At 58.9% G+C, this 22,267-nt stretch carries 27 protein-coding genes and 1 tRNA gene; 5 read left to right on the top strand and 23 right to left on the bottom strand.

Annotation, left to right across the window (positions count from 1 at the left end; translation table 11 throughout):
• Window positions 1-41 precede the first annotated feature (41 nt).
• The 9 genes from gabT to SC318_RS01065 form a co-directional block, all read right to left on the bottom strand.
• Window positions 42-1,319, bottom strand: coding sequence for a 4-aminobutyrate--2-oxoglutarate transaminase (gabT, locus tag SC318_RS01105; RefSeq protein WP_320429306.1), 1,278 nt, complete (start codon window positions 1,317-1,319; stop codon window positions 42-44).
• Window positions 1,320-1,499: 180 nt separating this feature from the next.
• Window positions 1,500-2,942, bottom strand: coding sequence for an NADP-dependent succinate-semialdehyde dehydrogenase (gabD, locus tag SC318_RS01100; protein WP_124384587.1), 1,443 nt, complete (start codon window positions 2,940-2,942; stop codon window positions 1,500-1,502).
• 409 nt (window positions 2,943-3,351) lie between these two features.
• A complete protein-coding gene (locus tag SC318_RS01095; RefSeq protein ID WP_078731054.1) occupies window positions 3,352-3,666 on the bottom strand; it encodes a RebB family R body protein in 315 nt (104 codons plus the stop codon).
• A gap of 50 nt (window positions 3,667-3,716) precedes the next feature.
• Window positions 3,717-4,031: a RebB family R body protein gene (locus tag SC318_RS01090; RefSeq protein ID WP_124384586.1), complete on the bottom strand. Its 315-nt coding sequence runs from the start codon at window positions 4,029-4,031 to the stop codon at window positions 3,717-3,719.
• Between the two features lie 434 nt (window positions 4,032-4,465).
• Complete coding sequence (locus tag SC318_RS01085; RefSeq protein ID WP_320429305.1) at window positions 4,466-5,092, bottom strand: hypothetical protein; 627 nt, start codon at window positions 5,090-5,092, stop codon at window positions 4,466-4,468.
• A gap of 82 nt (window positions 5,093-5,174) precedes the next feature.
• Entirely contained in the window at window positions 5,175-5,747 is a 573-nt protein-coding gene (locus SC318_RS01080) for a hypothetical protein (protein ID WP_320429304.1), read from the bottom strand.
• Window positions 5,748-5,765: 18 nt separating this feature from the next.
• Window positions 5,766-5,993 carry a RebB family R body protein gene (locus tag SC318_RS01075; RefSeq protein ID WP_003187543.1) on the bottom strand — a complete coding sequence of 76 codons (228 nt, stop codon included), beginning with the start codon at window positions 5,991-5,993 and terminating at the stop codon, window positions 5,766-5,768.
• Between the two features lie 103 nt (window positions 5,994-6,096).
• Window positions 6,097-6,639 (bottom strand): RNA polymerase sigma factor, encoded by a 543-nt coding sequence (locus SC318_RS01070; protein ID WP_320429303.1) that lies wholly within the window; start codon window positions 6,637-6,639, stop codon window positions 6,097-6,099.
• An 87-nt stretch (window positions 6,640-6,726) separates the two neighbouring features.
• Complete coding sequence (locus tag SC318_RS01065; protein ID WP_320429302.1) at window positions 6,727-7,443, bottom strand: Crp/Fnr family transcriptional regulator; 717 nt, start codon at window positions 7,441-7,443, stop codon at window positions 6,727-6,729.
• A gap of 195 nt (window positions 7,444-7,638) precedes the next feature.
• On the opposite strand from SC318_RS01065, the gene SC318_RS01060 reads away from it, so the two are divergent.
• A tRNA-Arg gene (locus SC318_RS01060) sits at window positions 7,639-7,715 on the top strand.
• A gap of 57 nt (window positions 7,716-7,772) precedes the next feature.
• On the opposite strand, the gene SC318_RS01055 is transcribed toward SC318_RS01060, so the two are convergent.
• From SC318_RS01055 to SC318_RS01030, 6 genes are all read right to left on the bottom strand, one after another.
• Entirely contained in the window at window positions 7,773-8,375 is a 603-nt protein-coding gene (locus tag SC318_RS01055; RefSeq protein WP_320429301.1) for a hypothetical protein, read from the bottom strand.
• Window positions 8,372-8,944, bottom strand: coding sequence for an RNA polymerase sigma factor (locus tag SC318_RS01050; RefSeq protein ID WP_320429300.1), 573 nt, complete (start codon window positions 8,942-8,944; stop codon window positions 8,372-8,374). The genes SC318_RS01055 and SC318_RS01050 overlap by 4 nt, the downstream gene beginning before the upstream one ends.
• A gap of 154 nt (window positions 8,945-9,098) precedes the next feature.
• Window positions 9,099-10,724 (bottom strand): vWA domain-containing protein, encoded by a 1,626-nt coding sequence (locus SC318_RS01045; RefSeq protein ID WP_320429299.1) that lies wholly within the window; start codon window positions 10,722-10,724, stop codon window positions 9,099-9,101.
• 220 nt (window positions 10,725-10,944) lie between these two features.
• Window positions 10,945-11,595, bottom strand: coding sequence for a DUF799 domain-containing protein (locus tag SC318_RS01040; protein WP_124384577.1), 651 nt, complete (start codon window positions 11,593-11,595; stop codon window positions 10,945-10,947).
• A complete protein-coding gene (locus SC318_RS01035; protein ID WP_124384576.1) occupies window positions 11,592-11,954 on the bottom strand; it encodes a DUF4810 domain-containing protein in 363 nt (120 codons plus the stop codon). The genes SC318_RS01040 and SC318_RS01035 overlap by 4 nt, the downstream gene beginning before the upstream one ends.
• Window positions 11,955-11,983: 29 nt before the next feature.
• On the bottom strand, window positions 11,984-12,664 hold the full coding sequence (locus tag SC318_RS01030; RefSeq protein WP_320429298.1) for a CsgG/HfaB family protein: 681 nt from the start codon (window positions 12,662-12,664) through the stop codon (window positions 11,984-11,986).
• A gap of 269 nt (window positions 12,665-12,933) precedes the next feature.
• Here SC318_RS01030 and SC318_RS01025 point away from each other — a divergent pair, with 269 nt between their 5' ends.
• Both SC318_RS01025 and SC318_RS01020 read left to right on the top strand, forming a co-directional pair.
• Window positions 12,934-13,545, top strand: a complete 612-nt coding sequence (locus tag SC318_RS01025; protein ID WP_320429297.1) for a hypothetical protein — start codon at window positions 12,934-12,936, stop codon at window positions 13,543-13,545.
• Between the two features lie 16 nt (window positions 13,546-13,561).
• A complete protein-coding gene (locus SC318_RS01020) occupies window positions 13,562-14,149 on the top strand; it encodes a hypothetical protein (protein WP_124369157.1) in 588 nt (195 codons plus the stop codon).
• Window positions 14,150-14,276: 127 nt separating this feature from the next.
• On the opposite strand, the gene SC318_RS01015 is transcribed toward SC318_RS01020, so the two are convergent.
• A complete protein-coding gene (locus SC318_RS01015; RefSeq protein ID WP_320429296.1) occupies window positions 14,277-16,865 on the bottom strand; it encodes an autotransporter family protein in 2,589 nt (862 codons plus the stop codon).
• Window positions 16,866-17,131: 266 nt separating this feature from the next.
• On the opposite strand from SC318_RS01015, the gene SC318_RS01010 reads away from it, so the two are divergent.
• Window positions 17,132-17,284, top strand: a complete 153-nt coding sequence (locus SC318_RS01010; RefSeq protein ID WP_320429295.1) for a hypothetical protein — start codon at window positions 17,132-17,134, stop codon at window positions 17,282-17,284.
• Here the strand turns inward: SC318_RS01010 and SC318_RS01005 are convergent.
• Together SC318_RS01005 and SC318_RS01000 are read right to left on the bottom strand one after the other, a co-directional pair.
• Window positions 17,277-17,969 carry a hypothetical protein gene (locus SC318_RS01005; RefSeq protein ID WP_320429294.1) on the bottom strand — a complete coding sequence of 231 codons (693 nt, stop codon included), beginning with the start codon at window positions 17,967-17,969 and terminating at the stop codon, window positions 17,277-17,279. The genes SC318_RS01010 and SC318_RS01005 overlap by 8 nt on opposite strands.
• 74 nt (window positions 17,970-18,043) lie before the next feature.
• Window positions 18,044-18,436, bottom strand: coding sequence for a DUF2846 domain-containing protein (locus tag SC318_RS01000; protein ID WP_320431174.1), 393 nt, complete (start codon window positions 18,434-18,436; stop codon window positions 18,044-18,046).
• A gap of 501 nt (window positions 18,437-18,937) precedes the next feature.
• Here SC318_RS01000 and SC318_RS00995 point away from each other — a divergent pair.
• Window positions 18,938-19,195, top strand: a complete 258-nt coding sequence (locus tag SC318_RS00995; protein ID WP_124372368.1) for a hypothetical protein — start codon at window positions 18,938-18,940, stop codon at window positions 19,193-19,195.
• Between the two features lie 85 nt (window positions 19,196-19,280).
• On the opposite strand, the gene SC318_RS00990 is transcribed toward SC318_RS00995, so the two are convergent.
• From SC318_RS00990 to SC318_RS00970, 5 genes are all read right to left on the bottom strand, one after another.
• Complete coding sequence (locus SC318_RS00990) at window positions 19,281-19,724, bottom strand: hypothetical protein (protein WP_320429293.1); 444 nt, start codon at window positions 19,722-19,724, stop codon at window positions 19,281-19,283.
• 127 nt (window positions 19,725-19,851) lie between these two features.
• Window positions 19,852-20,238, bottom strand: coding sequence for an SCO4402 family protein (locus SC318_RS00985; protein WP_320429292.1), 387 nt, complete (start codon window positions 20,236-20,238; stop codon window positions 19,852-19,854).
• 75 nt (window positions 20,239-20,313) lie between these two features.
• Window positions 20,314-20,724, bottom strand: a complete 411-nt coding sequence (locus SC318_RS00980) for a hypothetical protein (RefSeq protein WP_320429291.1) — start codon at window positions 20,722-20,724, stop codon at window positions 20,314-20,316.
• A gap of 614 nt (window positions 20,725-21,338) precedes the next feature.
• The gene (locus tag SC318_RS00975; protein WP_320429290.1) at window positions 21,339-21,731 is read right to left on the bottom strand and encodes an SMI1/KNR4 family protein; all 393 of its coding nucleotides are present in this window, start codon (window positions 21,729-21,731) and stop codon (window positions 21,339-21,341) included.
• 226 nt (window positions 21,732-21,957) lie between these two features.
• Window positions 21,958-22,263, bottom strand: a complete 306-nt coding sequence (locus SC318_RS00970) for a hypothetical protein (RefSeq protein ID WP_320429289.1) — start codon at window positions 22,261-22,263, stop codon at window positions 21,958-21,960.
• Window positions 22,264-22,267: the final 4 nt, after the last annotated feature.

Raw genomic sequence — 22,267 nt, 5'->3', positions numbered from 1 at the left:
ACCCCGCCGAGGCGGGGTTTTTTATCGACACAACCCTGGGCTTAAAGCTCGGAGAAGCACTCTTCGATGATTGCCAGGCCCTTGTCCAACTGCTCGTCCGGCGAGGTCAACGGCACCAGTACGCGCAACACGTTGCCGTAGGTACCGCAGGACAGCAGGATCAGGCCCTTGTCACGCGCCTTGGCTACCACGGCTGCAACCGCGGCGGCGTTCGGCTTGTGGCTGTCGCCATCTTCGAACAGCTCCAAGGCAATCATCGCGCCCAGGGCGCGCACTTCGCCGATCACCGGGTATTTGGCCTGGATGGCCTTGAGGCCGGTCACCAGGCGCTCGCCGACGGCCTTGCAGCGGTCCAGCAGGTGCTCTTCTTCGAACACTTCCATTACCGCCAATGCAGCCGCGCAGGCAATCGGGCTGCCGGCATAGGTGCCGCCCAGGCCGCCTGGGGCGATGGCGTCCATGTATTCAGCCTTGCCGCACACACCGGCCAGCGGGAAGCCGCCAGCGATGGATTTGGCGAAGGTGGTCAGGTCGGCGGCAACGCCCATCTGCTCCATGGCAAAGAAGGTCCCGGTACGGCCGGCACCGGTTTGCACTTCGTCGGCGATCAGCAGGATGCCGTGCTTGTCGCACAGTTCGCGCAGGCGCTTCATGAAGGTCTTCGGCGCGACGTAGAAACCGCCTTCGCCCTGCACCGGCTCGATGATGATCGCAGCGATATCACGCGGCTCGGCATCGTTCTTGAAGATGCGTTCGATGCTGGCGATGGCGTCGTCGTCGCTCACACCGTGCAGTTCGTTCGGGTACAGCGCACGGAACACGCCGCCTGGCATCAGGCCCATGCCGGCCGAGTAAGGCACGACTTTGCCGGTCAGGCCCAGGGTCATCATGGTGCGGCCGTGGTAAGCACCGGTGAAGGCGATCACGCCGGCACGGCCTGTGGCGGCGCGGGCGATTTTCACGGCGTTTTCCACCGCTTCGGAACCGGTGGTGACCAGCAGGGTTTTCTTGGCGAAATCACCGGGCACCTTGGCCGCGACTTTTTCGCACACTTCCACGTAGGGCTCGTAGGCCAGTACCTGGAAGCAGGTGTGCGTCAGCTTGTTCAACTGCTCGGTCACGGCCGCGATGATTTTCGGGTGCACGTGGCCGGTGTTCAGCACGGCGATGCCGCCGGCGAAGTCGATGAACTCGCGACCTTCAACGTCGGTCACGGTGGCGTTCTTCGCCGATTCGGCGAAGATCGGGTGAATCTGGCCAACACCGCGCGGTACAGCGGCTTCGCGGCGTTTCATCAGGGATGCGTTGGTCTTGCTCATAAAGTCCTCATTCGCCACTCATCGGGTGGCGTTGTTCAAGGAATACGTGGCGGGGAGGCAACTACGGCAGCATGCGATGATCGACTGCCACAGCTTTCCCGGCCACTACGAATTACGGTGTGAAACACGCAAAGGGACAGCGCTCTCGTGCCCTCTGCGTTTACTGCAATCGCCTGCCGGTCAGATGCCCAGGCAGAGGTATTTGATTTCAAGGTAATCCTCGATCCCGTACTTGGACCCTTCACGGCCCAGGCCCGACGCCTTGATGCCGCCGAACGGCGCCACTTCGTTGGAGATCAACCCGGTGTTGACGCCGACCATGCCGTATTCCAGGGCTTCGGCCACGCGGAATACACGGCCCAGGTCGCGTGCATAGAAGTACGACGCCAGGCCGAATTCGGTGTCGTTGGCCATCGCGATCACTTCGGCTTCGTCTTTGAAGCGGAACAGCGGCGCCAGTGGGCCGAAGGTTTCTTCCTTGGCCACGGCGGCGTTTTTCGGCACGTCGGTGAGGATGGTCGGCTCGAAGAAGTTGCCTTCCATCACCTTGCCACCGGCCAGCAGCTTGGCGCCTTTGCTCAGGGCATCGGCGATGTGCTCCTGAACCTTGGCCACGGCTTTTTCATCGATCAGCGGGCCTGTGGTGGTGCCCTCTTCCAGACCGTTGCCGATCTTCAGTTTGGTCACGGCCACTTTGAGTTTTTCGGCAAACGCGTCGTACACAGAGTCCTGGATGTACAGGCGGTTGGCGCACACGCAGGTCTGGCCGTTGTTGCGGTACTTGGAGATGATCGCGCCTTCGACGGCCTTATCCAGGTCGGCGTCGTCGAACACGATGAACGGCGCGTTGCCGCCCAGCTCCAGGGAGACCTTCTTGATGTCCTTGGCGCATTCGGCCATCAGCTGGCGACCGATTTCGGTGGAGCCGGTGAAGGACAATTTACGCACAGTCGGGTTGCTGGTCAGCTCGCCGCCAATGTCGCCGGCGCTGCCGGTGACCACGCTCAGCACGCCTTTGGGGATACCGGCGCGGTGCGCCAGCTCAACCAGGGCCAGGGCCGAGAACGGGGTTTGCGAAGCGGGCTTGATTACCATGGTGCAACCGGCGGCGAGGGCCGGGCCGGCTTTGCGGGTGATCATCGCCGCAGGGAAGTTCCAGGGGGTGATGGCCGCGGTCACGCCGATTGGCTGCTTGATCACGATCAGGCGCTTGTCGGGCTGGTGGCCGGGGATCACGTCGCCGTAGATGCGCTTGGCTTCTTCGGCGAACCACTCGATAAAGGAAGCGGCGTAGACGATTTCGCCCTTGGCTTCGGCCAGCGGCTTGCCTTGTTCGAGGGTCATCAGGCGGCCGAGGTCGTCCTGGTTTTCGATCAGCAGTTCGAACCAGCGGCGCAGCTTGTTGGCGCGCTCTTTGGCGGTGAGGGCACGCCAGGCCGGCAGGGCCTTGTCGGCGGCTTCGATGGCGCGGCGGGTTTCCGCGGCGCCCATCTTTGGCACGGTGCCGAGAATTTCGCCCGTGGCCGGGTTGTTGACCTTGATGGTCTGACCATTGTCCGCATCGACCCAAGCGCCATCGATAAAGGCTTGCTGGCGGAACAACTGGGTGTCTTTAAGCTGCATGTCGGCTTTCCTTAACAGCACCGCGCGCACGCGGAGCGAATTAGAGTTGTTGAAAGGCGCCTTGTGGGCATGTCGTTGTAGGAGCGAGCTTGCTCGCGAAAAATTCAAGGGCGCCGCGTAAAACCAGAAACGCGACGTCATCGTTAACGATTTTCGCGAGCAAGCTCGCTCCTACACCGCATCAGCCAGGGGCTGCCGTCAGGGAAATCAGTCCAGCACGCCAGGATAGGCGAAAGCGCGCGGGAGACAGAGCGTTTGAAATCTCAAACGAATCCTAGGATCAATGGGGGGAAGGGGCAATAGTCTGTTCGAAAAAAAGAACGTAAACGACGCATTTGGCCCAATTTTCGGATCAAACGACAACACCCCCGGCAGCTTGCGGCCACCGGGGGTGTCTGGGCCTTGCGGCTTAGGACTGGAACGATTTGAGGATGGTCAACAGGCTGGTCAGGTTGTCGGCCACACCGCCCTGGGCGACTTTTTCGGTAGCAGCGGCGCCGGCGGTGGTGTCGACGCTGTAGATCTGCATCACGCCCTGGTTGGTGGCCGCCTGGGCCAGGGTGTTTTGCTGCTGCTGGGCCGAGACCGAGTTCTGGAACAGGATCGCCGTGGCCTGGCCCATGGATTGGTAGATCGTGCTCATGGCCATTGCCGGTGATTCGGCGACGACCTTGACGTTGGTCTGGGTGACGGCATCGGTGATTTGCGGGCTGACTGTGCTCATGGTTGAAACTCCTGGCTTTAGAAAGAACAACATCCGTTATGGCGCAGTGCTTAAGACTGGAACGACTTGAGCACGGTCAACAGGCTGGTGAGGTTATCCGACACCCCGCCCTGGGCGACTTTCTCGGTAGCAGCGGCACCGGCGGTGGTGTCGACGCTGTAGATCTGCATCACGCCCTGGTTGGTGGCCGCCTGGGCCAGGGTGTTTTGCTGCTGCTGGGCCGACACCGCGTTCTGGAACAGAATCGCGGTGGCCTGCGCCATCGACTGGTAGATGGTACTCATCGCCATCGCTGGCGATTCGGCCACCACTTTGACGTTGGTCTGGGTGACCGCGTCGGTAATTTGTTCGCTGACAAATGCCATGATCAATTTCCTTATTTAGTACACGGTGCATTCCGTGTTCATGAATGAACGTTGCGAAACAGTGGCTGTGAAGCGCTGGTGCTCGAGGTTTTGCAGCGGGTTTCAACGCGGCTTCGATCTGTGTGATCAAGCCCTGGACCAATGCCTGCACTTCCTTGCGTTGCGCGTCCCGGTCCGGAGCCGCGCCGTCCAGCATTTGGCGTAGCGCCGCGTCACGTTGCTCGGCGGCGGTCTTGAGCGCGTGCTCGTTGGCCTTCGATTGCTCAAGCACCTGGCTGGCGCGCTTGAGGGTTTCGTCGACGATGGCTTGGGGCGTTCCGGCGAAGATCTGCGGGTTGCGCAGCATCGACTCCAGTCGCTGGCGATCAACGGTGGACAGCACCGGTGGCTGCATTTCAACCTCCTGGGGCGATGGCTTAACGGCTACAGCGCCGCTAAAGCCGCACCTCTACGTTGTCCTGCCAGAAGCCCGAAAAATAGAAGTGAGGCGAGGAGTCACAGAAGGTCGCCAACTCCGCAGGCGTGATGGCGCTGGGCTGATGAGGGAAAACAGCAGGCGGTGGCGGCAGCAGATTGGCATTGTTGTAGAGGTTCCCCACTTCGTAGCAGTTGGCCGCGAACTGCGAGCAAAAGGAACCGCTGCCGATGTCGATCGACTCATTGATCCGCGTCACCAGGCTGGTATCGGACGTCCAGCGCCGAAAAGCTGAAATCATCGCGTTCCACACGCTGTACCGCCCACGGATGTCACCACCGATCTTGTCGAAGTAGAACTGCTTGGCAGCCACCGTCGCTGCCTCGCCCAGCTCGATATTCGTACAGGAAAACACCATCGCCGAGCGTGGCGGGTTTTCCGCGCTCAGGTCGGTCAGGGTCAGGCCACTGCCGACACTTTCGATCACCAACGTGTCGCTGACGGCAATCGCCGGATGAACCACGTTCAGGTGAGTCGTGTCCTGCGAGAACACCTTGGCCTTGACCAGTTGGCCGGCTTTGATGAACGCCCGCGTTGCGCTGTCGTCATCTTGTTTTACCGAAAAAATAATATCTCCTAGCTGCATGATGTCGCTCCTCACTCAAGAAAAGTTACTTTCAAGTTGCTGTTGCACCGTTCCAGCAGAACGCTGGAACGCCGTGCTCGGTTCAGGCCGCTGGCGCGGCCCGGTTGGCCAGGGTGCTCGCGTACTTGGCGATGCTCTGGTCGATCTTGTCGATGGCCACGCTGGCCGCCTCGGCTTCCATCGCCCCGGCGGCGGCGGCCACCGCGGCAGCGGCGCCCACCAGCAGGTCGGTGGCCAGGGCGCCCAAGGCGTCTTCGGCGGCGCCCGGCAGGTTGTTATTGACGATGTTCTCGGTCATTTGCTGGAGCAGCACGGCCTGGGCCGCCAGCGCAATCTTGCTGACTCCGTCGAAGTACCCCGCCGCCGCCTGCGCAACCAACCCGGCCGCCTGGCTGATCATCATGTCGGCCGGCACCGCGATCTGCGCCGGGGCATAGGCGAAGTTCTGCGAGTTGGTGAACTGCACCGCCTGCACGATCTGGCTGTTGAGGGCCGCCGTGCTGTCGGATGACGGCGCGCTCACCTGATTGAGCCAATGCTCGTTCATGCGCGCCATGACCGAGCGCGGGGCCGGGGCGGCAGGCGCCGCTGCAGGCGGGTCGGCGGCGGGCGTTGCTTGAGGGGCGGCGGGTTTCTTTCTGCTGAACCACGACATGATCGCTCTCCCCAGGCCTCAGCCCTTCTCGCCAATCTGCATGATCAGCGCCACGGCCTTGGAGATGACCGCATTGGAAATCTGGTTCATCGCCTGCTGGCTGTTGACCGCGTTCTGCAACGACAGGCCCGCCGCGCTGCTGGCCACCTGGTACAGCGACGCAATGGCCTGGGCCGGCGCTTCCGCCACCACCTTCACGTTGGTTTGGGTGACCGCGTCGGTGATCTGACTGTTGACCTCTGTCATACATCTCTCCTTGATGGCATTCACCCAGGGTTGGGCGTGAATAGTGGCGGCGGGACGCGCTCATACAACTAGAACGCTCCGCGCCAGGGTCTGTGAATCACATTCAGCGCAAGGCACTGCGCAGCAGCTGCACGCGCTTGCGCACCAGCGCCAGCTTCACCTGCAACTCGGCGGCAATCTGCGGATACGGCAGGTCGTCGACAAAGCGCATTTCGAACAAGCGCTGCTGCAACATCGGCAACCGCGCCACCTGCGCCTTGACCTGTTCCAGACGCTCATAGCATTCCACCCGCTCCAGCACCGAAGCGCAGGGCGCGGCGAGCGCGGCCAGGTGATCGTGCTCGAGATCCACCGAATCATCGAACAGCCGCCCCTCGCGCTTGCTACGCCGCAGGCTGTCGAGAAACACATGATCGAGCACCAGAAACAGAAACCCCTGCGGGTCGCGAATGCGCTCCGGCGAGCGCCGGAAAAACAGCAAGGCCTTGATCGCCGTGGCCGACAGCCACTCCTGGCCCTGGTCCTGATTGCCCTTGGCCCGCCGCAACGCGCGGCGCCTGAGTTCGCCATGCACGGCACGCCAACTCGCTTCGAACAGGTGATCATCCGCGCCGCAACTGCCCTTGAACTCAATAGTCATCCCCATCGCCAGCACTCCTGTGCATCCTTGATGAAGGGCCAGTGTGCGAGGGCTCGACAGGGGCACGCTGTTACCTGGGGAACACCGCAACGATTAATTCACAGCAAACGCCTTGCGCCGCAAATGCTCCAGATCCTTGATCACCATGCGCTCCAGATTGCCGCTGATCACGCCGTTGCGGCGCCACAGTTGCAACTGCACATTGAGCTTGGGCCGGCTGGTGTTAAGCATCGACGCCAACACCCCCTGGCTCGCCGGCAACGACACACTGGGCATGGCCAGCGCCAGGTCGATATCATCCATATTCGCCAACAGAAACCGCGCCAAACGCGACTCCAAGCGATGCAGACACACTAGCTCAAGCAACTCGATGGCGTGGAGCAAACGCACCATCATCAGCATCAGCAAACGCCGCAGGAACACCGGCTCCTCGAACAGCACGGCAAAATGGCGGCTGCCCAACTGCAACAAACGCGTCGGGCCACTGGCAAAGGTCGACGACTCGCGACCATGGTCCTTGATCAACGCCGTCTCCCCCACCACCTGCCCCGCCCCCGTACTGCCGATGATCTGCTCTCGACCGTCCGGCCCATGCACCACCGAATAGATCCGACCTTCCACCACCAACGCAATGAACTCAAGCGTGTCGTCCTTGAAATACAACAACTCGCGATCATCCAACACGCGCTCCACCATATGGGTGGCGACATAGCACAAAAGCTGCTCCGGCATACCACGAAACAAATCGGAGCGGGCAAGCAAGGTCTGTCTCAACGGGAGATCGAGCATCACGGTTCCTTTGGAATGCATGCGTTCACCTGGGGGAATAGCGGCGTGGAAGCGGTTCAAAGCCACAAGAGCAAAGCAAACAAAGGGACGTACAGCGCGGGGAGTTGTGAATAATGCTGGCAGTTAGCCATTTTTGACCGGAAAGATCCGACAGCGACAGCCAAAACGCCGGAATGGACGCATCTGGCCGACATGGGTATGATGTCGCCCGCACAAGCATCCGTAGCTCAGCTGGATAGAGTACTGCCCTCCGAAGGCAGGGGTCGTGGGTTCGAATCCCGCCGGGTGCACCAGATATGAATGAAAAAGCCCCAGATCGAAAGATCTGGGGCTTTTTTGTGGCTGTCACTTCAGCGCTTCTGCAACGCCTCCAACCTCTCCGGCAAATCCTCCTCTGGAAAGCGCTTATGCAGCGCCAGCAGCTTCTCATCAGCCGCCTTGCTCTCTCCTGCCTCACGCAACTTCACAATCGCCTGCAACTCCTGCTCCAAAGACGGCAACGCAACCGGCGCGGCCTTGCTGAGCTTTACCGCTGGCGGGGCCGTCAGTGCATCTGCGGTTTCAGCCTGAGCTGGCGCACTTTCGAGCCTGGGCGCCGCGGCCATTCGGGCCATTGGCGCAGGTGCGGAAATCGCTTGCGGCGCTGGCTGGGCGGCTTCTTCGTGGCGCAGGGCGGAGAATGTCGCGGGGGAGACGTCCGGCTGCGGCACGGGGGAGCGGGTGATCACGCCGATCATCAGCGCTAAACCTGCGACGGTGGCGAATGCCATTTGCCAGCGTGGGCGTTGGCAGGCGTGCAGCCAACGTTGCCACAGGTTTGGTTGCGGCGCCGGGGCTTCGCGGCGGGCGGTGTTGAGGATGAAGGCGTCAAGGGACGCGGGCGGTTCGCCGGTGCTGTGTTGACGGTAGTGCTGGAGCACTTCGTCGTCTGGGGTGGGTCGGGTGTCAGTCATACAATTACCTCCTCGGCCAGCAGGCGCCGCAGTTTTTGCAGGGCGTAGCGCAGGCGGCTTTTCACGGTTTCCAGCGGGGCGCCGGTGAGGGTGGCGATTTGCGGGACTTCGAGCTCGCCGTGCAGGCGCAGCAGGAGGACTTCCCGCTGGTCTTCGGGCAGGTTTTGCACGGCGGCGTCGAGGCGCGCCTGGTCGCGGCTCAGGCTCAGGTGTTGCTCGGGGCCGGCGCTGTCGTCGGCCTGGGCGTGCAGCTGCTCGTCGTAGCTGTCGTGCAGCGGGTTGTGAATGCCGTGCTTGCGCCAGTGGTCGATCAGGCGGTTGCGCGCGATCTGAAACAACCACGTACGAAAACTCGCCCGGCCTTGTGGCTGGGTGTTACTGCGGATCAGGCTGAGCCAGGTGTCCTGGTAGATCTCCTCGGCAAGCTCCGCTTTGTTGCACAGGGACACGAGGAAGCGGTACAGGCCTTGGCGGTGCCGTGCGTACATGGCTTCGAATGCGCTGGCGTCACCGCTTCGGTAGCGGGCCAGCAGCGATTCGTCGCTGGGTGGGTCATCTGGGACGGCCATAGGGTGGGGTGACTCCTTTCTGTCAGCCGAAGCAGGATTAACTGTGGGAGGGGGCTTGCCCCCGATGGCGGTGTGTCAGATAGCACCGTTGGTGCTGATGTACCGCTATCGGGGGCAAGCCCCCTCCCACATTTGGACGGTGGTGTGTTTGAGGTCAGGGTTTAAGGCTCTGGGCCAGTTCGACCAGTTGCACGAACTCATTGCGCAGGCCGAACGGGTCGTCGCCGCGGGCTGAGCGCGCCAGTGCCGCGGTGTCCTGCACACTCATGCTGCCAGTGTAGCGGCCATCGCCCTTGAGCTGTTGGGCGAACGCGGCCACGGCGGCGCTGAAGCGCAGGTCGTCGCTGGGCTTGGCGGTGGTGGTGGGCTCGACGGTTCGTTCGATCAAGCGGCTGTCACCGCCCGCAGCAGGCTTGTAGCGTACGCGTACCATCGCCAGTTCAGTGGATTTACCCTCAGCCTCAGGCGCGCTGGCGTAGCGCAAAGGCTCCAACCAGCCCTTCTCGCCCTTTGGAACAATTTCATACAGCGCCGTCACCGTATGCCCGGCGCCGATTTCGCCGGCATCGACCTTGTCGTTGTTGAAATCCTCACGCTTCAAGGCGCGGTTTTCATAGCCCAGCAGGCGGTATTCGCTGACCTGCGCGGGGTTGAATTCCACCTGCAATTTCACGTCGCGCGCCACTACCGCCAGCGTCGAGCTGAGTTGGTCTACCAATACCTTGCGGGCTTCGCGCAGGTTGTCGATGTAGGCGTAGTTGCCGTCGCCGGCGTCGGCCAGTTGCTCCATCAGGTGTTCGTTGTAGTTGTCCACGCCAAAGCCGAGGGTGGTCAGCGAAACCCCGCTTTTACGCTGCTCCACGGCCATTTGCTTGAGGCTGTCGAAGTCGCTGATGCCCACGTTGAAGTCACCGTCGGTGGCCAGCAGGATGCGATTGATGCCGTTGTCGATGAACCCTTCGCGGGCCATCTGGTAGGCCAGTTCGATACCGGACGCGCCCGCCGTAGCGCCGCCGGCGGTGAGTTGGTCGATGGCGTTGCGGAGGCTGGTTTTGTCGCGCCCGGACGTGGGCTTGAGCACCACGCGGGACTCACCGGCGTAGACCACCAGTGATACATGGTCCTGATCACGCAGTTGGTCCACCAGCAATTTCAGGGTGCTTTTTACCAGCGGCAAGCCTTCGCGACGGTCCATGGAGCCGGACACATCCACCAGGAATACCAGGTTGGCCGGCGGCAGTTGCGCCACAGCGCGGTCAGAGGCCTTGATGCCGATGCGCAGGAGTTTTGAACGGGGGTTCCACGGCGTGGCGGCGAGCTCGGTGGTGACGCCAAACGGTGAGCCATCGGTTGGCAGCGCGTAGTCGTAGGGGAAGTAGTTGACCATTTCCTCCAGTCGCACAGCACCCTCGGGCGGCAGGCGACCTTGATTGAGGAAGCGTCTTACGTTGGCGTAGCTGCCGGTATCGACGTCCACGCTGAACGTGGAGACCGGCGTTTCGGCGACGCGATGCACCGGGTTGTCGGGCAGGTTGGCGTATTGTTCGCGGGGTTCGTTGCGGTCCGCTATCACCGCCATTTCTTGCACCCTCATGGGTGCCGGCAGCGCCATGCGTTTTGCCAAGGTGCCCTGGGCCGGCGCGCTTTGCAGTTCGGCCACTGGGGTAGCCGGTTGGGCCAGCTCAGGGGAGGAAGGCACGCCACACCCGGCCAGCGCCATCAGCAAGGTAACGGCAATGCCTTGGGCAGCAGGACGCAGGAGAACTGGAGGATGGGACATGGGTTGAACCTCGTGAGTGAATAGTCCGTTCACAAGGTCAGACGCGGGGGGTGGGGGGTTCGGGTTAACGGGTGCGATTTAGATGGCAGCAGAAATCAGTGTGGGAGGGGGTTGCTCCCGATGGCGGGGGGTCAGCCACCAGATGCAGTGGCTGACACTGAGCTATCGGGGGCAAGCCCCCTCCCACATTTGATCTTTATTGTCTGAAGAAAAGGTTACTTCAGTCCGTGCCGTATTTCGGGTTGCGCGGGCCGTAGAGGATTCCGGTGCGCTGCCCGGCCGAGAGCAACCGTGCGCTGGTGATACCGGCAATCGGGTGCGCCGCGTCGGTGGAGCTGTTGATCACTTGCTTGACCGCCGCCGTGATCAGCATCCCTACCAGGCCACCACTGTTGTTGTTGCCCTCTTCGCTCGACGCGCGCGCCGTGCCGGTCCACAGGGTGGTGCCGGTGCGCAGGTCCACCAGTTTGGCCGAGGCGGTGACCGAGGTGTCGCTGGAGATCAGCATGTACTTGGTGCCGTACTCGCTGACGGTGATGTACAGCGCGGCGTCGGCGCCGAAGATGTCATGCAGCTTGGCCGGCAGTACGCCCTGGATATCGTTGGCGGTGGTCAGGCCGTTCTGGCGGAAGGTTTCGTCCACCAGGGCGATAGGCAGCACGTAGTAGCCGGCTTCGGCCAACGGGTAGGTCACTTGCGAAACCAGGCTGTAGGACGCCTGCACTTCCGGCGATTCGTTGATCGGCGGCAGCACCAGGATCGACTTGGGTCGTGCCTGTTTGTACGCCGAATAATCGAACGTCTTGGGCGCCGCGCAGCCGCCGAGCAAAGCCAGGGCCAGCAAGGCGCCGGTGAGTTTTAACAGGCTCATTTGGTGGCGACTCCGGTCTTGGCGTTTTTCAGCAGAAAGTCCATGTAGGCAGCCGACTCAGGGAACAGCGCCTTCTCGGTGCGAAACTCCTGCACCATCTGGTCGTCCTTGCCCATGTTCATGTACAGCATGCCCAGGTGCGCGTGGTAACCCGGCGGCGCCTTGCGGCCACTGGCGTTGATCTTCTGCAGATCGCGTTCCAGTGCTTCCACCTGCGCTTCCTTGGGCTCGCCCTTGAAGTATTCGTAAACCTGCGGCTGGTAGCTTTCCCATTGATACAGGGGTTGGGGCGCCGTCTGGCACCCGGTTACCGCCGCGATTGCTGCCAGCGTCAGTGCCAATTTCACTGCCTTGCTCATCCGTGTACTGCTCCTTGTGGTGTGGCTGATCAGTTACGCGGGTTCCAGGCGCCGGCGTTGATGCCGTCCACCAACCGGTTGATCGCTTCGCGCATGGCCAGGTCCAGGACCTTGCCATTGAGGGTTGAGTCGTAGCTGGCGGTGCCGCCGAAGCCAATCACTTCACGATTGGACAGCGCGTACTCACCGGCGCCCTGGGTGGAATACACCACTTCGGAGGTGCTGATGTTGACGATATTCAATGCGACTTTGGCGTAGGCCACTTGGGTCTTGCCACGGCCGAGGATGCCGAACAGCTGGCGGTCGCCGGTTTCCTTGCGGCCGAACTCGGTCACATCGCCAGTCACCACGTAGTCAGCGCCCTTGAGCTTCTGTGCGGTGCCTTTGATCTTGGCTTCCTGGGAAATTTCGCCCATGTTGTCGCGGTCCAGCACGCTGAAGCGGTTGGTCTGCTGCAAGTGGGTGATGAGGATGGTCTTGGCCTGGCCACCGAGGCGGTCGACGCCGTCGGAAAAGATGCCGCGCATGTAGCTGGAGCGGTTGTCGAACTTGCCCACGGCGATCGGCACACGCACGCCGGAATAGACCACGCTGGCGCTGGCGACCTGCTCCACCGGCATGGCGCGGTTGCTCTCGGTGGCGCAACCGGCCACGGTCAACAGCGCTGCGGCGGTGAGGCCCGACAGCAGGATTTTGAAGGGTGTCTTCACGTGTTGCTCCTAAAGTGAGAAATCGGCAGAGCGCAGGGCTGCGGCAATTTCAAGGAGGGAAACACGTGCGTCTGCATTCATCCCTGAATCTGTCGTGCCGCAACGGCTGCGGCATTTTACGGGGTTGAGAGCGGTTCTCAAGGTGTTTTGAATAAACGCAGGTTTAAGTGATGAGTGGGTTGGCTAAGGGCGCGAAACCGCATCGGCCTAAAGTTCTGAGCCGACGTGCCGAGACCCTGACCTGGTTCATTCATTAATAGGGATATTGCGTGTTGAAAATCCTCTTGCGGGCAGCGGCCCTCGTTGCCGCACTGTCGATGACTGGCTGTGTGTCCTACACCGTCACCGGCCCTATCGGCGCCCCGTTACACCAAGCCTCTGTCAGCAGCCCGCGCAGCGCGCAAATCGCTGATGTGACGGTGAATGCCGCTGACATCAACGACGCCAACAAAACCGCGATCAGCCGTTCATTGACGCTGCAGCTCAACCAGTACGTGCGCACCGCCGGTTACTTCAAGAAGGTCACCGAGTACCCGGTGCGCCTGGGTGAGCAGGATGTTTCCCTCAAGTTCAACATGACCTCTCTCAAGGGTCATCGCGGCGTGCACCCCGGTTACGTGCCCGGTGCCTTGCTGACGTTGACGATCTGGATCTGGGTCAACGGCCCGATCTACGTCGACACCTTCGACCTGGCCGGCGACCTGGTGATCGTCGACCGCGACGGCAAGGAACTGGCCAGCAGCAAACAAGAGGTCAAGTTCGAGCGCAACGTGGGCCTTTACGGTCGCGAATACTGGGCCCCGACCATGGGCGCCAAACAACTGAACGAACTCGTCGCGCAACTGCTCGACACCGCCACCGCCAAACTGGCCAAACCGTAAGCTCAAGGAGCCCCCCATGAAAGGATTGATCAAGCACAGCCTGGTACTCGCGGCCGTCTTGCTGACAGGCTGCGTGTCCTACTCGCAACACGAGCTGCCACCGGTACAGACCTGGCCACCGACCGCCAACGCGCCCGCGCAGAAACCTACGGCGTACGTGCGCACCACCGGGCTGAACCAGGTCAACGGCGGCCCCGCCAACGCCGCTGCCGGCGCACCCGCGGCCCTGTGGGAAAAAGCCGTGGCGGATGGGTTCCGCCAATCCAACCGCTTTGCGCGGGTGAGCACCGACAAGGTTGACTCGGACATCTACGCCGACGCCACCCTGTACAACAACGAACAGTTCAGCATGGCCTCGGCGATCATTACCGGTGTGACGTTTTTCATCATTCCGTCCACGGCCAAGAACACCTTCACTCTTGAGACTGTGTTCAAGGACAAAGACGGCAAGGAATTGGGCCGGGTCAAGAAGAGCGAGTCGGTACGCACCTGGATGCACCTGGTGCTGATCGTGGGCATCCCATTCCAGGCAGACACCCGGGAAGTGGTAGAAGCGCTGACGCGCAGCACGCTGGATGAAGCGGTGCAGCGCAAGTTGTTCTGACGGATCTACACAAATCCAAATGTAGGAGGGGGCTTGCCCCCGATGGCGGCGGGTCAGTCAATGCAGGATTGGCTGGGCCATTGCTATCGGGGGCAAGCCCCCTGCCACACTTGTTTTGTGGTGTAGGTTAGAAGGCGTAGCGCGCCTTGAGCATGACGCCGTCGGCGTCAAAACCACTGCGTGCCTGGCGGGTGTAGCTGGCGCCGACGGTGAAGTCCGACACCTGGTAGTTCACGCCCACACTGGCTTCATAGCTGTCACGCGCCACCGAAGCACCGGTCACGGTGAACGCCGAACCACCCGCCACGAAGCTGGAGGTTTGCGCCACGCGGTCACCCATCAGGTCGTGATAGGCCATCAAGGTCGCTTCCGGCTGCAGCACGCCAGCGCCCATCGGCAGGTTGCCTGCCAGGAGTACACCGGCACCCAACTCACCCACTTCATAACGCTGCGAACCCGTGCTCAAGGCCGCCGACGAGCCTTTCTCGGTGTAGCCATCCATGCGCACGTTGGCATAGCGCGCCGCCACGCGTGGCTCGATCACCACCGCCTGGGACGGCTTGAAGCTGTAGCCGCCGATCACGCTGGCTGACAACACATTGCTGTCGTAGCTGCCCTTGGCCGTGGTGCCCGCGATATGGCGCTTGCTGTCGTTCTCGTTGTGGCCGTAGCTGAGGGTGCCATCCACAAACCAGTTCTGCAGCGCCCAGTTGCCATACAGCGACAGCGCGTGGCCCTCGACGTCGGTCTTGTTGCCCAGGTCCGAATGGATATTCGAATTGAGGTAGCTGTACGCCACACCCAGGGTCGTGGTGTCGTTCACACGGCCGTCCACGCCCACGGCCATGCCGCTGCTGTTGGCCGAGTAACCGTTATTGCCGCCGCGACCGTCCTGGTCCATGTTGCTGCTCAGGCCCTGTACCCACACGCCACCGGTTTGGTGACTTTCACGCTGGTCGGTGAGGCGATTGAAGATCGCACCGTTGACCACGGTCTGCCCCGATAGCGCCACGTCGAGGGCGCCACGGTTGACGTCCGGAGCAAGTTGGTCGCCGACCTGCGCCAGTTGCTGCGCGGTGCCTGCGTTGGCCAGGGTCTGGAAGACTTGATCGTCCTGGCTGAGGTTGCTCAGCACGCCATTCTTGAAGCTGTTGACCGCCGTGGCCGCTGCCGCGCCGGTGCCGACACCTGCCAGGTCCTGCTGCACTTGCTGATCACTTTTCACCGCCACCACGGCCTTGACCGTTTGCGCATCGGCCGAGTAGCTGAGCACGTCCAGCAACGACGACGCACTCGCCACCGCCACGCCGTTGCTCTGCACATTGGTGGCTTGCAGCAAGGTGTATTGCGTACCGCCTTTAGGCGCCGCGAAGTCGCCAGGGTTGGCGCTGACGGTCAGCCTGGAAGCCTGGGCGAGGTTGGCGGTGCCGTTGACGGTGAGGTACGGCGTGGTCGGCACCACGCTGTCGGTCAGGTGCATATCAAGACCTGCGCCGCTGGCCACATTGAGGTTGCCGGTGATGGCGGTGCCGGGCGCGGAGAGGTTCAGCGAACCCGAGTTGACCGACACCGGCGCGATGATACGGCTGCCGGTAAAACCCGCCTGGCCGTCGACGTTGACGGCGTTGAGGTTGAGCAGGTCGCCGGTGATTTTGCCACCGGTCCAGTTCAGGCTGGCGAGGTTATTGGCGTCGACGGCGATGCCGCTGTTGCTGCGGATTTCGCCGGCTTGCTGGTTGATTTCAAAGGTCGCGATCTGCTCGGCCGCATCCACCTGGATCGCAGTGCCGTCGGCTGTGATGAGGCCACGGTTGACGATACCGCGCGCACCGGCGGCACTGTTCTGCGCAAAGCTGGCGCCGGACAGGTTGAAGGCATTGGCCGACGCGCCCTTGGCTTCGATGGTGCCGGTGTTGAGGATGTAATCGACGGTGCCCGCGTAAAACGTCAGGCCCTTGGCTTCATTGCCGTTGGCGGAAATCAGGCCACTGTTTTCGATGCGCAGGGGGTTGGTAGCGGTTTCAACCTCCATACCCCAGGCGCCATCACCTGTGGCGATAATCGAGCCCGAGTTGAGCAGCTTGCCGCCAATGGTGGTCGGCGTGCCGCTGTTGACGTCGAGGACCAGGCCGATCGCTTCCGGGCCGGCCATATCAATCACGCCAGTGTTGGAAACGTCACCGGCAACCGTGGTGCCGTGCAGGTAAATACCCTCGCCACCGCCTAGGTAGAAGGGAAAGGGCTCGGCGCTCACCGGCGGCGTGGAACGGATGGTGCCGGAGTTGATAACGCTGCCGCCAATGGTGGTAGCGCCGATTTCAAGCCCTTCATAGGCGCCATGGGTCATCAGGATATTGCCCGCCTGAACCACATCCCCAGTGATTGTGCCGGGGTTCAGACCGGAAGGACCAGACCAGAACATCGGGTCGATGGCGAAGGCGCGAATGGTTTTGCCCTGTGAGTCCAGCGTGATGTCTGCGCGGTTGATCAGCGAGCCTTGAATGTGGGTGTTTACGAATCCGAGACCGGCAGGGTCAGTCGTGCCGGAATTGACCACCTCGGAAAACTTGCCGGTAATGGTTACCGGCTCGTTGAACGTCTCACTGACCCAAATATTCTTGCCCTGGCCCAGGTCGAACTCCACTGCCAGCACCTGGGTGCTGAGCGCGCCGACCATGATTGCCAACAGACTTTTCTGGAACTGCTTGCGCTTCATTTCAAACTCCATGAACTACAGGTCAAAACCGCCAAGAGGCCCGGCGGAGTAGGTGTGCTGAACGAAAGGATCACTTGATCCGAATGACTCCCCTGGCGGCCGCCCTTCCGAATCCCAGGCGCAGGCACGCGCACCGTGGGCGGTGGCAAATAGGGGCCGTAAGGGGAATAGGTTCACATCAATCCTTAATGTCATTTGAAAACGCTGCAGTCCATGCAGCCCGACCGATTGCGGGTGGGCGGGGTAAAGACACTGGGATAAACGAAATGTTCAAAGCCAAAGCGGTACGCCCTTACACCGCCAACCCTGTAGGAGCGAGCTTGCTCGCGAAAATCGTCAACGATAACGCGATCAACCAGAGCAACGCTGCCTGGCCGTGGCACCACCAACAGCGTCACATCACCGCCAGGCTTACTTGAGTTCCTTCACCAGATACTGCGCAGATATCTGCGTAATCCCGGTCAGCGCACGACGCAAGGCTTCAGGGTCGGTGCGATAAGTCAGCGGCGTGTAACCATAAACGTTCTGGCCATTGAATGGCGTTACCGTTTCAAAGGTGCGCCAGATCATTTCATCGCCGCGATTCATCTGCGCCACCACGCTGAGGGTGGGATAAATCACGCTGCTGAACCCCTGGGTCAGGCGAAAGCCCCACTCGGACACGGTCAGCTGGATCTGCGCATCGGCAGGTTCATCGTCGCCGACCACCTTGAGCGTCGAGGTCTTGCCCAGCGCATCGACAAAGCCCTGCTTGAGCAACACACCTAGGTCGATGTTTTCCGCTTCAATCAACGTCAGGATCGCCGCCGAAGTCGGCATCTCAGCCAGCTGCCCAAGCTTCATGCCGCCAGCCAAACCGGCGCCGCTCAAGGCCGCAGTTCCCACCTTGGACGCGCCGCTGGCCACGCCAACACCCGCGCCCACTCCGGCACCCAGGGCCGCGCCCCAGGCTTGTTCGCGACCGAAGTACACCATGTTCTTTTCCCACTTCACGGGCAGGACTTTTACCGTCTTGATCTGCGCGCGGTTTTCGGGAGTGAGGGGGTGGCTGACGCAACCGCCGAGGATGAGGGTAGTGAGGAGAATGAAGAGTAGGTTTTTCACATCAGTCCCTTAATGCCTGCAGTGAATGAGTAGCTGTCGGCAGGACCTGGCCCTGCCGACAGACCGACTTCAACTCATTTGCTTTCTTTGGCAATGGTGCCCAAGGAAGCATCTTTCACCAAGTAACGGCCTTCGACTTCGCTCAGTGTTTTGAGACTGTTGCGCGCTACGGCGAAGCCCATTTCGACTTCCTGCTTGAGGTAAACCACCTCACCCGCCTTGACGTCGATCGGCATGTCCGCCCAGTTTTCAGCCTTGGAGCTGATTACGTGCTTGCCCGGCGTCACGAAAAAATAGATGTACTGGTTACCACGGTTGTAACCCATCTCCGAGTTGGCTTCCTTGTCATCCAGGAAAATGTTGAACCGCACCATCATCCCGACGTTGCTAGGGCGCACGACGTACACCAAACCTTTATCGGCCACGGCAGCCTTGGGCAACGAGTAGTTCGCCACGTCGGCCTGCATCTTCTCTACCGACGGCGTGGAGGAACAGCCAAACAGAGTGGCCAGGGACAGAACGACAGCGGCTTTGCAGAACAACTTGATCATGTACTTCTTCCTTGTGGTTAACGGTGGAGCGGTTGCGAGAGCACCGATGATGGCGGGGTCTCAGTTTTTGATGCGTTGGTCATCGCCGTTGTGTCGGCAATGAGTGGGATGGCCCGCGGCATTGTGCCATTACTGTGATGCCTTGCGCGGTTTTGGGTGAGGGGCTTATAGTCCGGCCGTCGCCCAATAGGGCGATCGGATTTGGCGATCCGTTGACCGTATGCGAAAGCTTTCTGCTTGCTTGCAGGGGCTTCCGTACCCGCATCGTTGCTTTATGGCAGCTGTGCGCGGGAGACCTTCGGGTCTGCCGGAACTCGGTCCCGGTTCGCCAACCTGCGTACAGCTGTCACCCATTCGTTTGGCGACGACAGGTGACAGCCTCACTTACTGACCGAGGTTGTACCCATGAATAGATATATGCCCCTAACCGGCCACGATTGCACCGTCCCAGCGCTGATCATCGACACCCAGGCACCTCTCGACGTCCTTCACGACGCCGCCGTGCACCGCATTCGGGCCGTCACCCAACTGCTGGAAAACCTGGCTTTCCGAGAACAACTCAGCAGCGATGCCGTAGTGCTTTCAGACTTCGCCCACTTGCTGGCAATTCCGCTGCGCGATGGGTGTGATTTGCTGGATGTCATCAGTCGCAGGCTGAATGCTGAGCTGTCTTGAGTGAAAAATCGGGCGGCCGTGGTGTCGCCCGCTTTGTGCGTGAGCGGGCTCAAAAGGGTATCCATTTAGCTCTCGAATTTTCCGGTCATTTCACGCAGCACACCTGATCATCGGAAAGGTAATAAAGTCCCTCAAGTTTTCCGCAAATAGAAGGAAGACCAAAAACTGGTTCTGAGACATAAGAAAGAGGCAACTCGGATCTAATCGAACAGGCAAACTCCGAGCTTTCCCAGACACGCGTCACTATACCGTTCCAAAAAGTTACGGCCTCCCCCTCTTCAGATAATACAACAGGCTTTAAGTATTCAACTTCGGCATTAGAGCTCCAATACAAATAACCGTAATATGCAGCGCGATTTACACCAAAAAAAACAGTTCGAACAAGAATCTGAAAGTCTGTGCACGCATCCTGATCGGACAGGGGGCGTACAGTTAACTCGTCCTCCACGGTGTCGTCCATCGGAAAAAACCAAACGCTGCAGCTATCAAAATCATCAATCGTTAGTTCGTATACTTGCTTGCCCGACATGACTCGCCATCACCATTTTAATAAATGCAGACAACCGAGGATAGATTTATTTAATAGACTTTCAATCTACATCTCGAATTAAAATAAATCCATCTTCCTTTTTCCTGCACCTGCCCCCGAGTCTCTTCTATTTTGAAAGCAGAATAGTTAGAGCATCCTTAGACGCTCTAACCACCCACGACCACTCTCTTTTTTCTAAATATTCTTTGTCAGAAAGTTCAGTACCATACTTATCAAAAACCACATCAAGTGCACCTACTACATTTTCAACGGACCTTGCTTCTTTTTCATCCCTCAGGACCAAACCTATCCAATCGGAAGCGTTTTCAGCTAACCCCGTGTCATCGTATAAAAAATGTATTGTGTAATTTAACTCGTCATAATCTAACCCCGGCGATGACCGTTCTACCCAAGCCTGGTATTGATAGTCAAGGTCTGACAACCCACTCAAGTATGAGATAAGCTCCTCTCTCATACTAGGAAATTTTAGTTCGGAGAGTTCCAGCTTTTCCATTTTTTATATTCGCTCAGAGGTATATGAACTTGTTCCGCATGTTCCTTAATCGATCCGCTAACAGGCTTTCCGTCCCTACCTATCACGCGGCCATTTGACCTCACAAATAACATGATCCACTTGCTGAGTAGGCTGGCTAATATCAGGTTCGCCCTTGTCTATCCGTACGCCATTGCCTTGATTTTTTGGATCTTGCCATCTAAATCCTACTCCCTTCTTATTGGACGTTACTGCCCAAGTATCTGGAAACTTGGCAATCGTAGTGTCTGGAACATCCCAAATGTTCGGCAATTCGCTCTGCGTTGGCTCAGAGTCTGTCTTGGCACTCGTAGGATTGTGATTTTTCGTCGGAGCATTTTTTCCTGCACTGGCAACCGCACGTTTATATGCCAAGGCGCCAGCAGCTGTACCTAAGCCAACCGCAAGAGCGACTTTCAGATCGTTAGGGAAAATAGGGGTCAGACCACTATTCTTTACCTCACACATTTCGGGCGTCCTGACATTCTCGGTGAAACTCTCCTACCTAAAACATTCGCGATCTCGGACGCAAACTTCTGATCGCCTAAAACGTAATTACCGTTAGTAGAAGATCGAATTTGTTCTATCAATACAGGTGAAAGCAGATCCTTGAATATAGACTGGTAAGCTTAGGCTCGTTGCGCGGTGCCGCTACCTAACTCGCTATAAACTACATGCGGTCTTATGAAGCCTGATAGCTCGCCTTGTGCGTTTGCCCTATAGCTGTTCCAGCGATAATCGCCCGGATGGGCAACCATACCCGCTCTGACCGCGTTCATTTCGATAGCAAGCTAAAACATAGTGTCTTGTTGAACCAAACAAGAGCGGAAACGGCCTTCCCACAATGTTCCCGTTCGTGAATAAAAGCTTACAGCTTAGCCGCCCATCAACAGGCTAACGAAATAGAATAATTACGAAAATAAATCATATTCTTAAAGAGCAACACCGCCAAACTCTAAAAAATACAAATCCGTGGTCTACCCCCTATTCCCCATTGAATAAAGTGAGAATAAAGAAGAAAGATTTATTCAATATGCCTTTAAGCTCTAATTTAAATAAATCTGTTCCCTTTTCTCCCAGAGTCACCCCAGCAAACTATAAACGAACAAAGAAAATGTTTCACATAACTTTTTAACACTCATACCTGCAGAGTCTATTTCCACTACAGCCCATTTATCATTTTTATCAAAACCGACGCATCGGCCCTGCATATCATCGCCAAAAATCATAACACTTTCGAATTGCGCCGCAGTCTCATCATCAAAAATGTCACTTGCTTCTAGGAGGCCGTTATAAAGCATAAATCCGGCTGTTTCAATTTCCCCACTTCCGAACTCCTGCAAAAACTCTAAGTAATCATCAGGAGCATTTTTATGCCCTACCCTTATGGCATTAAGGCTTACATCATCTACAGCAGCCAAACCATCAAGCAAATGCTCTTCTTTCTTACTCTTCAAAAAAGTTTTAATGTCCACCTTCACCCCCTACTTTTTATCGGAAAAAATCTCTCTGGCCACCCCTCCAGCACGATGTGAAAATAGGGGTCAGACCACTATTCTTTACCGATCCGTCCTGAGTGAAAATCGGGCGGCCTTTGTGTAGCCCGCTTTGTGCGTGAGTAAACCACTAATAAACCCGCCCCCCTTCACGCAAACCAAATGAACAATCAACCCACTAAAAAATTACTTTCACACTTTTTACTCACGGATAAACGAAATTCGTCTTCACTTGTCCACCAACATCGTAACTCATCACAAAAGAACTCCAGTTCTCACCCCGCAATGCTGCGCAAGCCTTCAACTCCTTAATTAATCGATACAAAACAGCACCATTGAAATCAGTTTGCGGCTGTTCATTTACCACCCCATTTTTCTCAATGGTGATTTCTTCAACCATGTATCCATCGCACACCTCAGCCTCATACCTGAATGCATCATAATCTTCCACAATTCCTGACTGAAGTAATTCAAAAATACTTTTAACAATCTCTACATCTTTGGTAATCATTCTT

Origin of the sequence: Pseudomonas sp. MUP55 (assembly GCF_034043515.1) — a bacterium.
In the GTDB taxonomy this organism is placed as follows: Bacteria; Pseudomonadota; Gammaproteobacteria; order Pseudomonadales; family Pseudomonadaceae; genus Aquipseudomonas.
The sequence above is the reverse complement of the archived record's forward strand: the minus strand, read 5'-3'. Positions and strand labels throughout refer to the sequence as shown.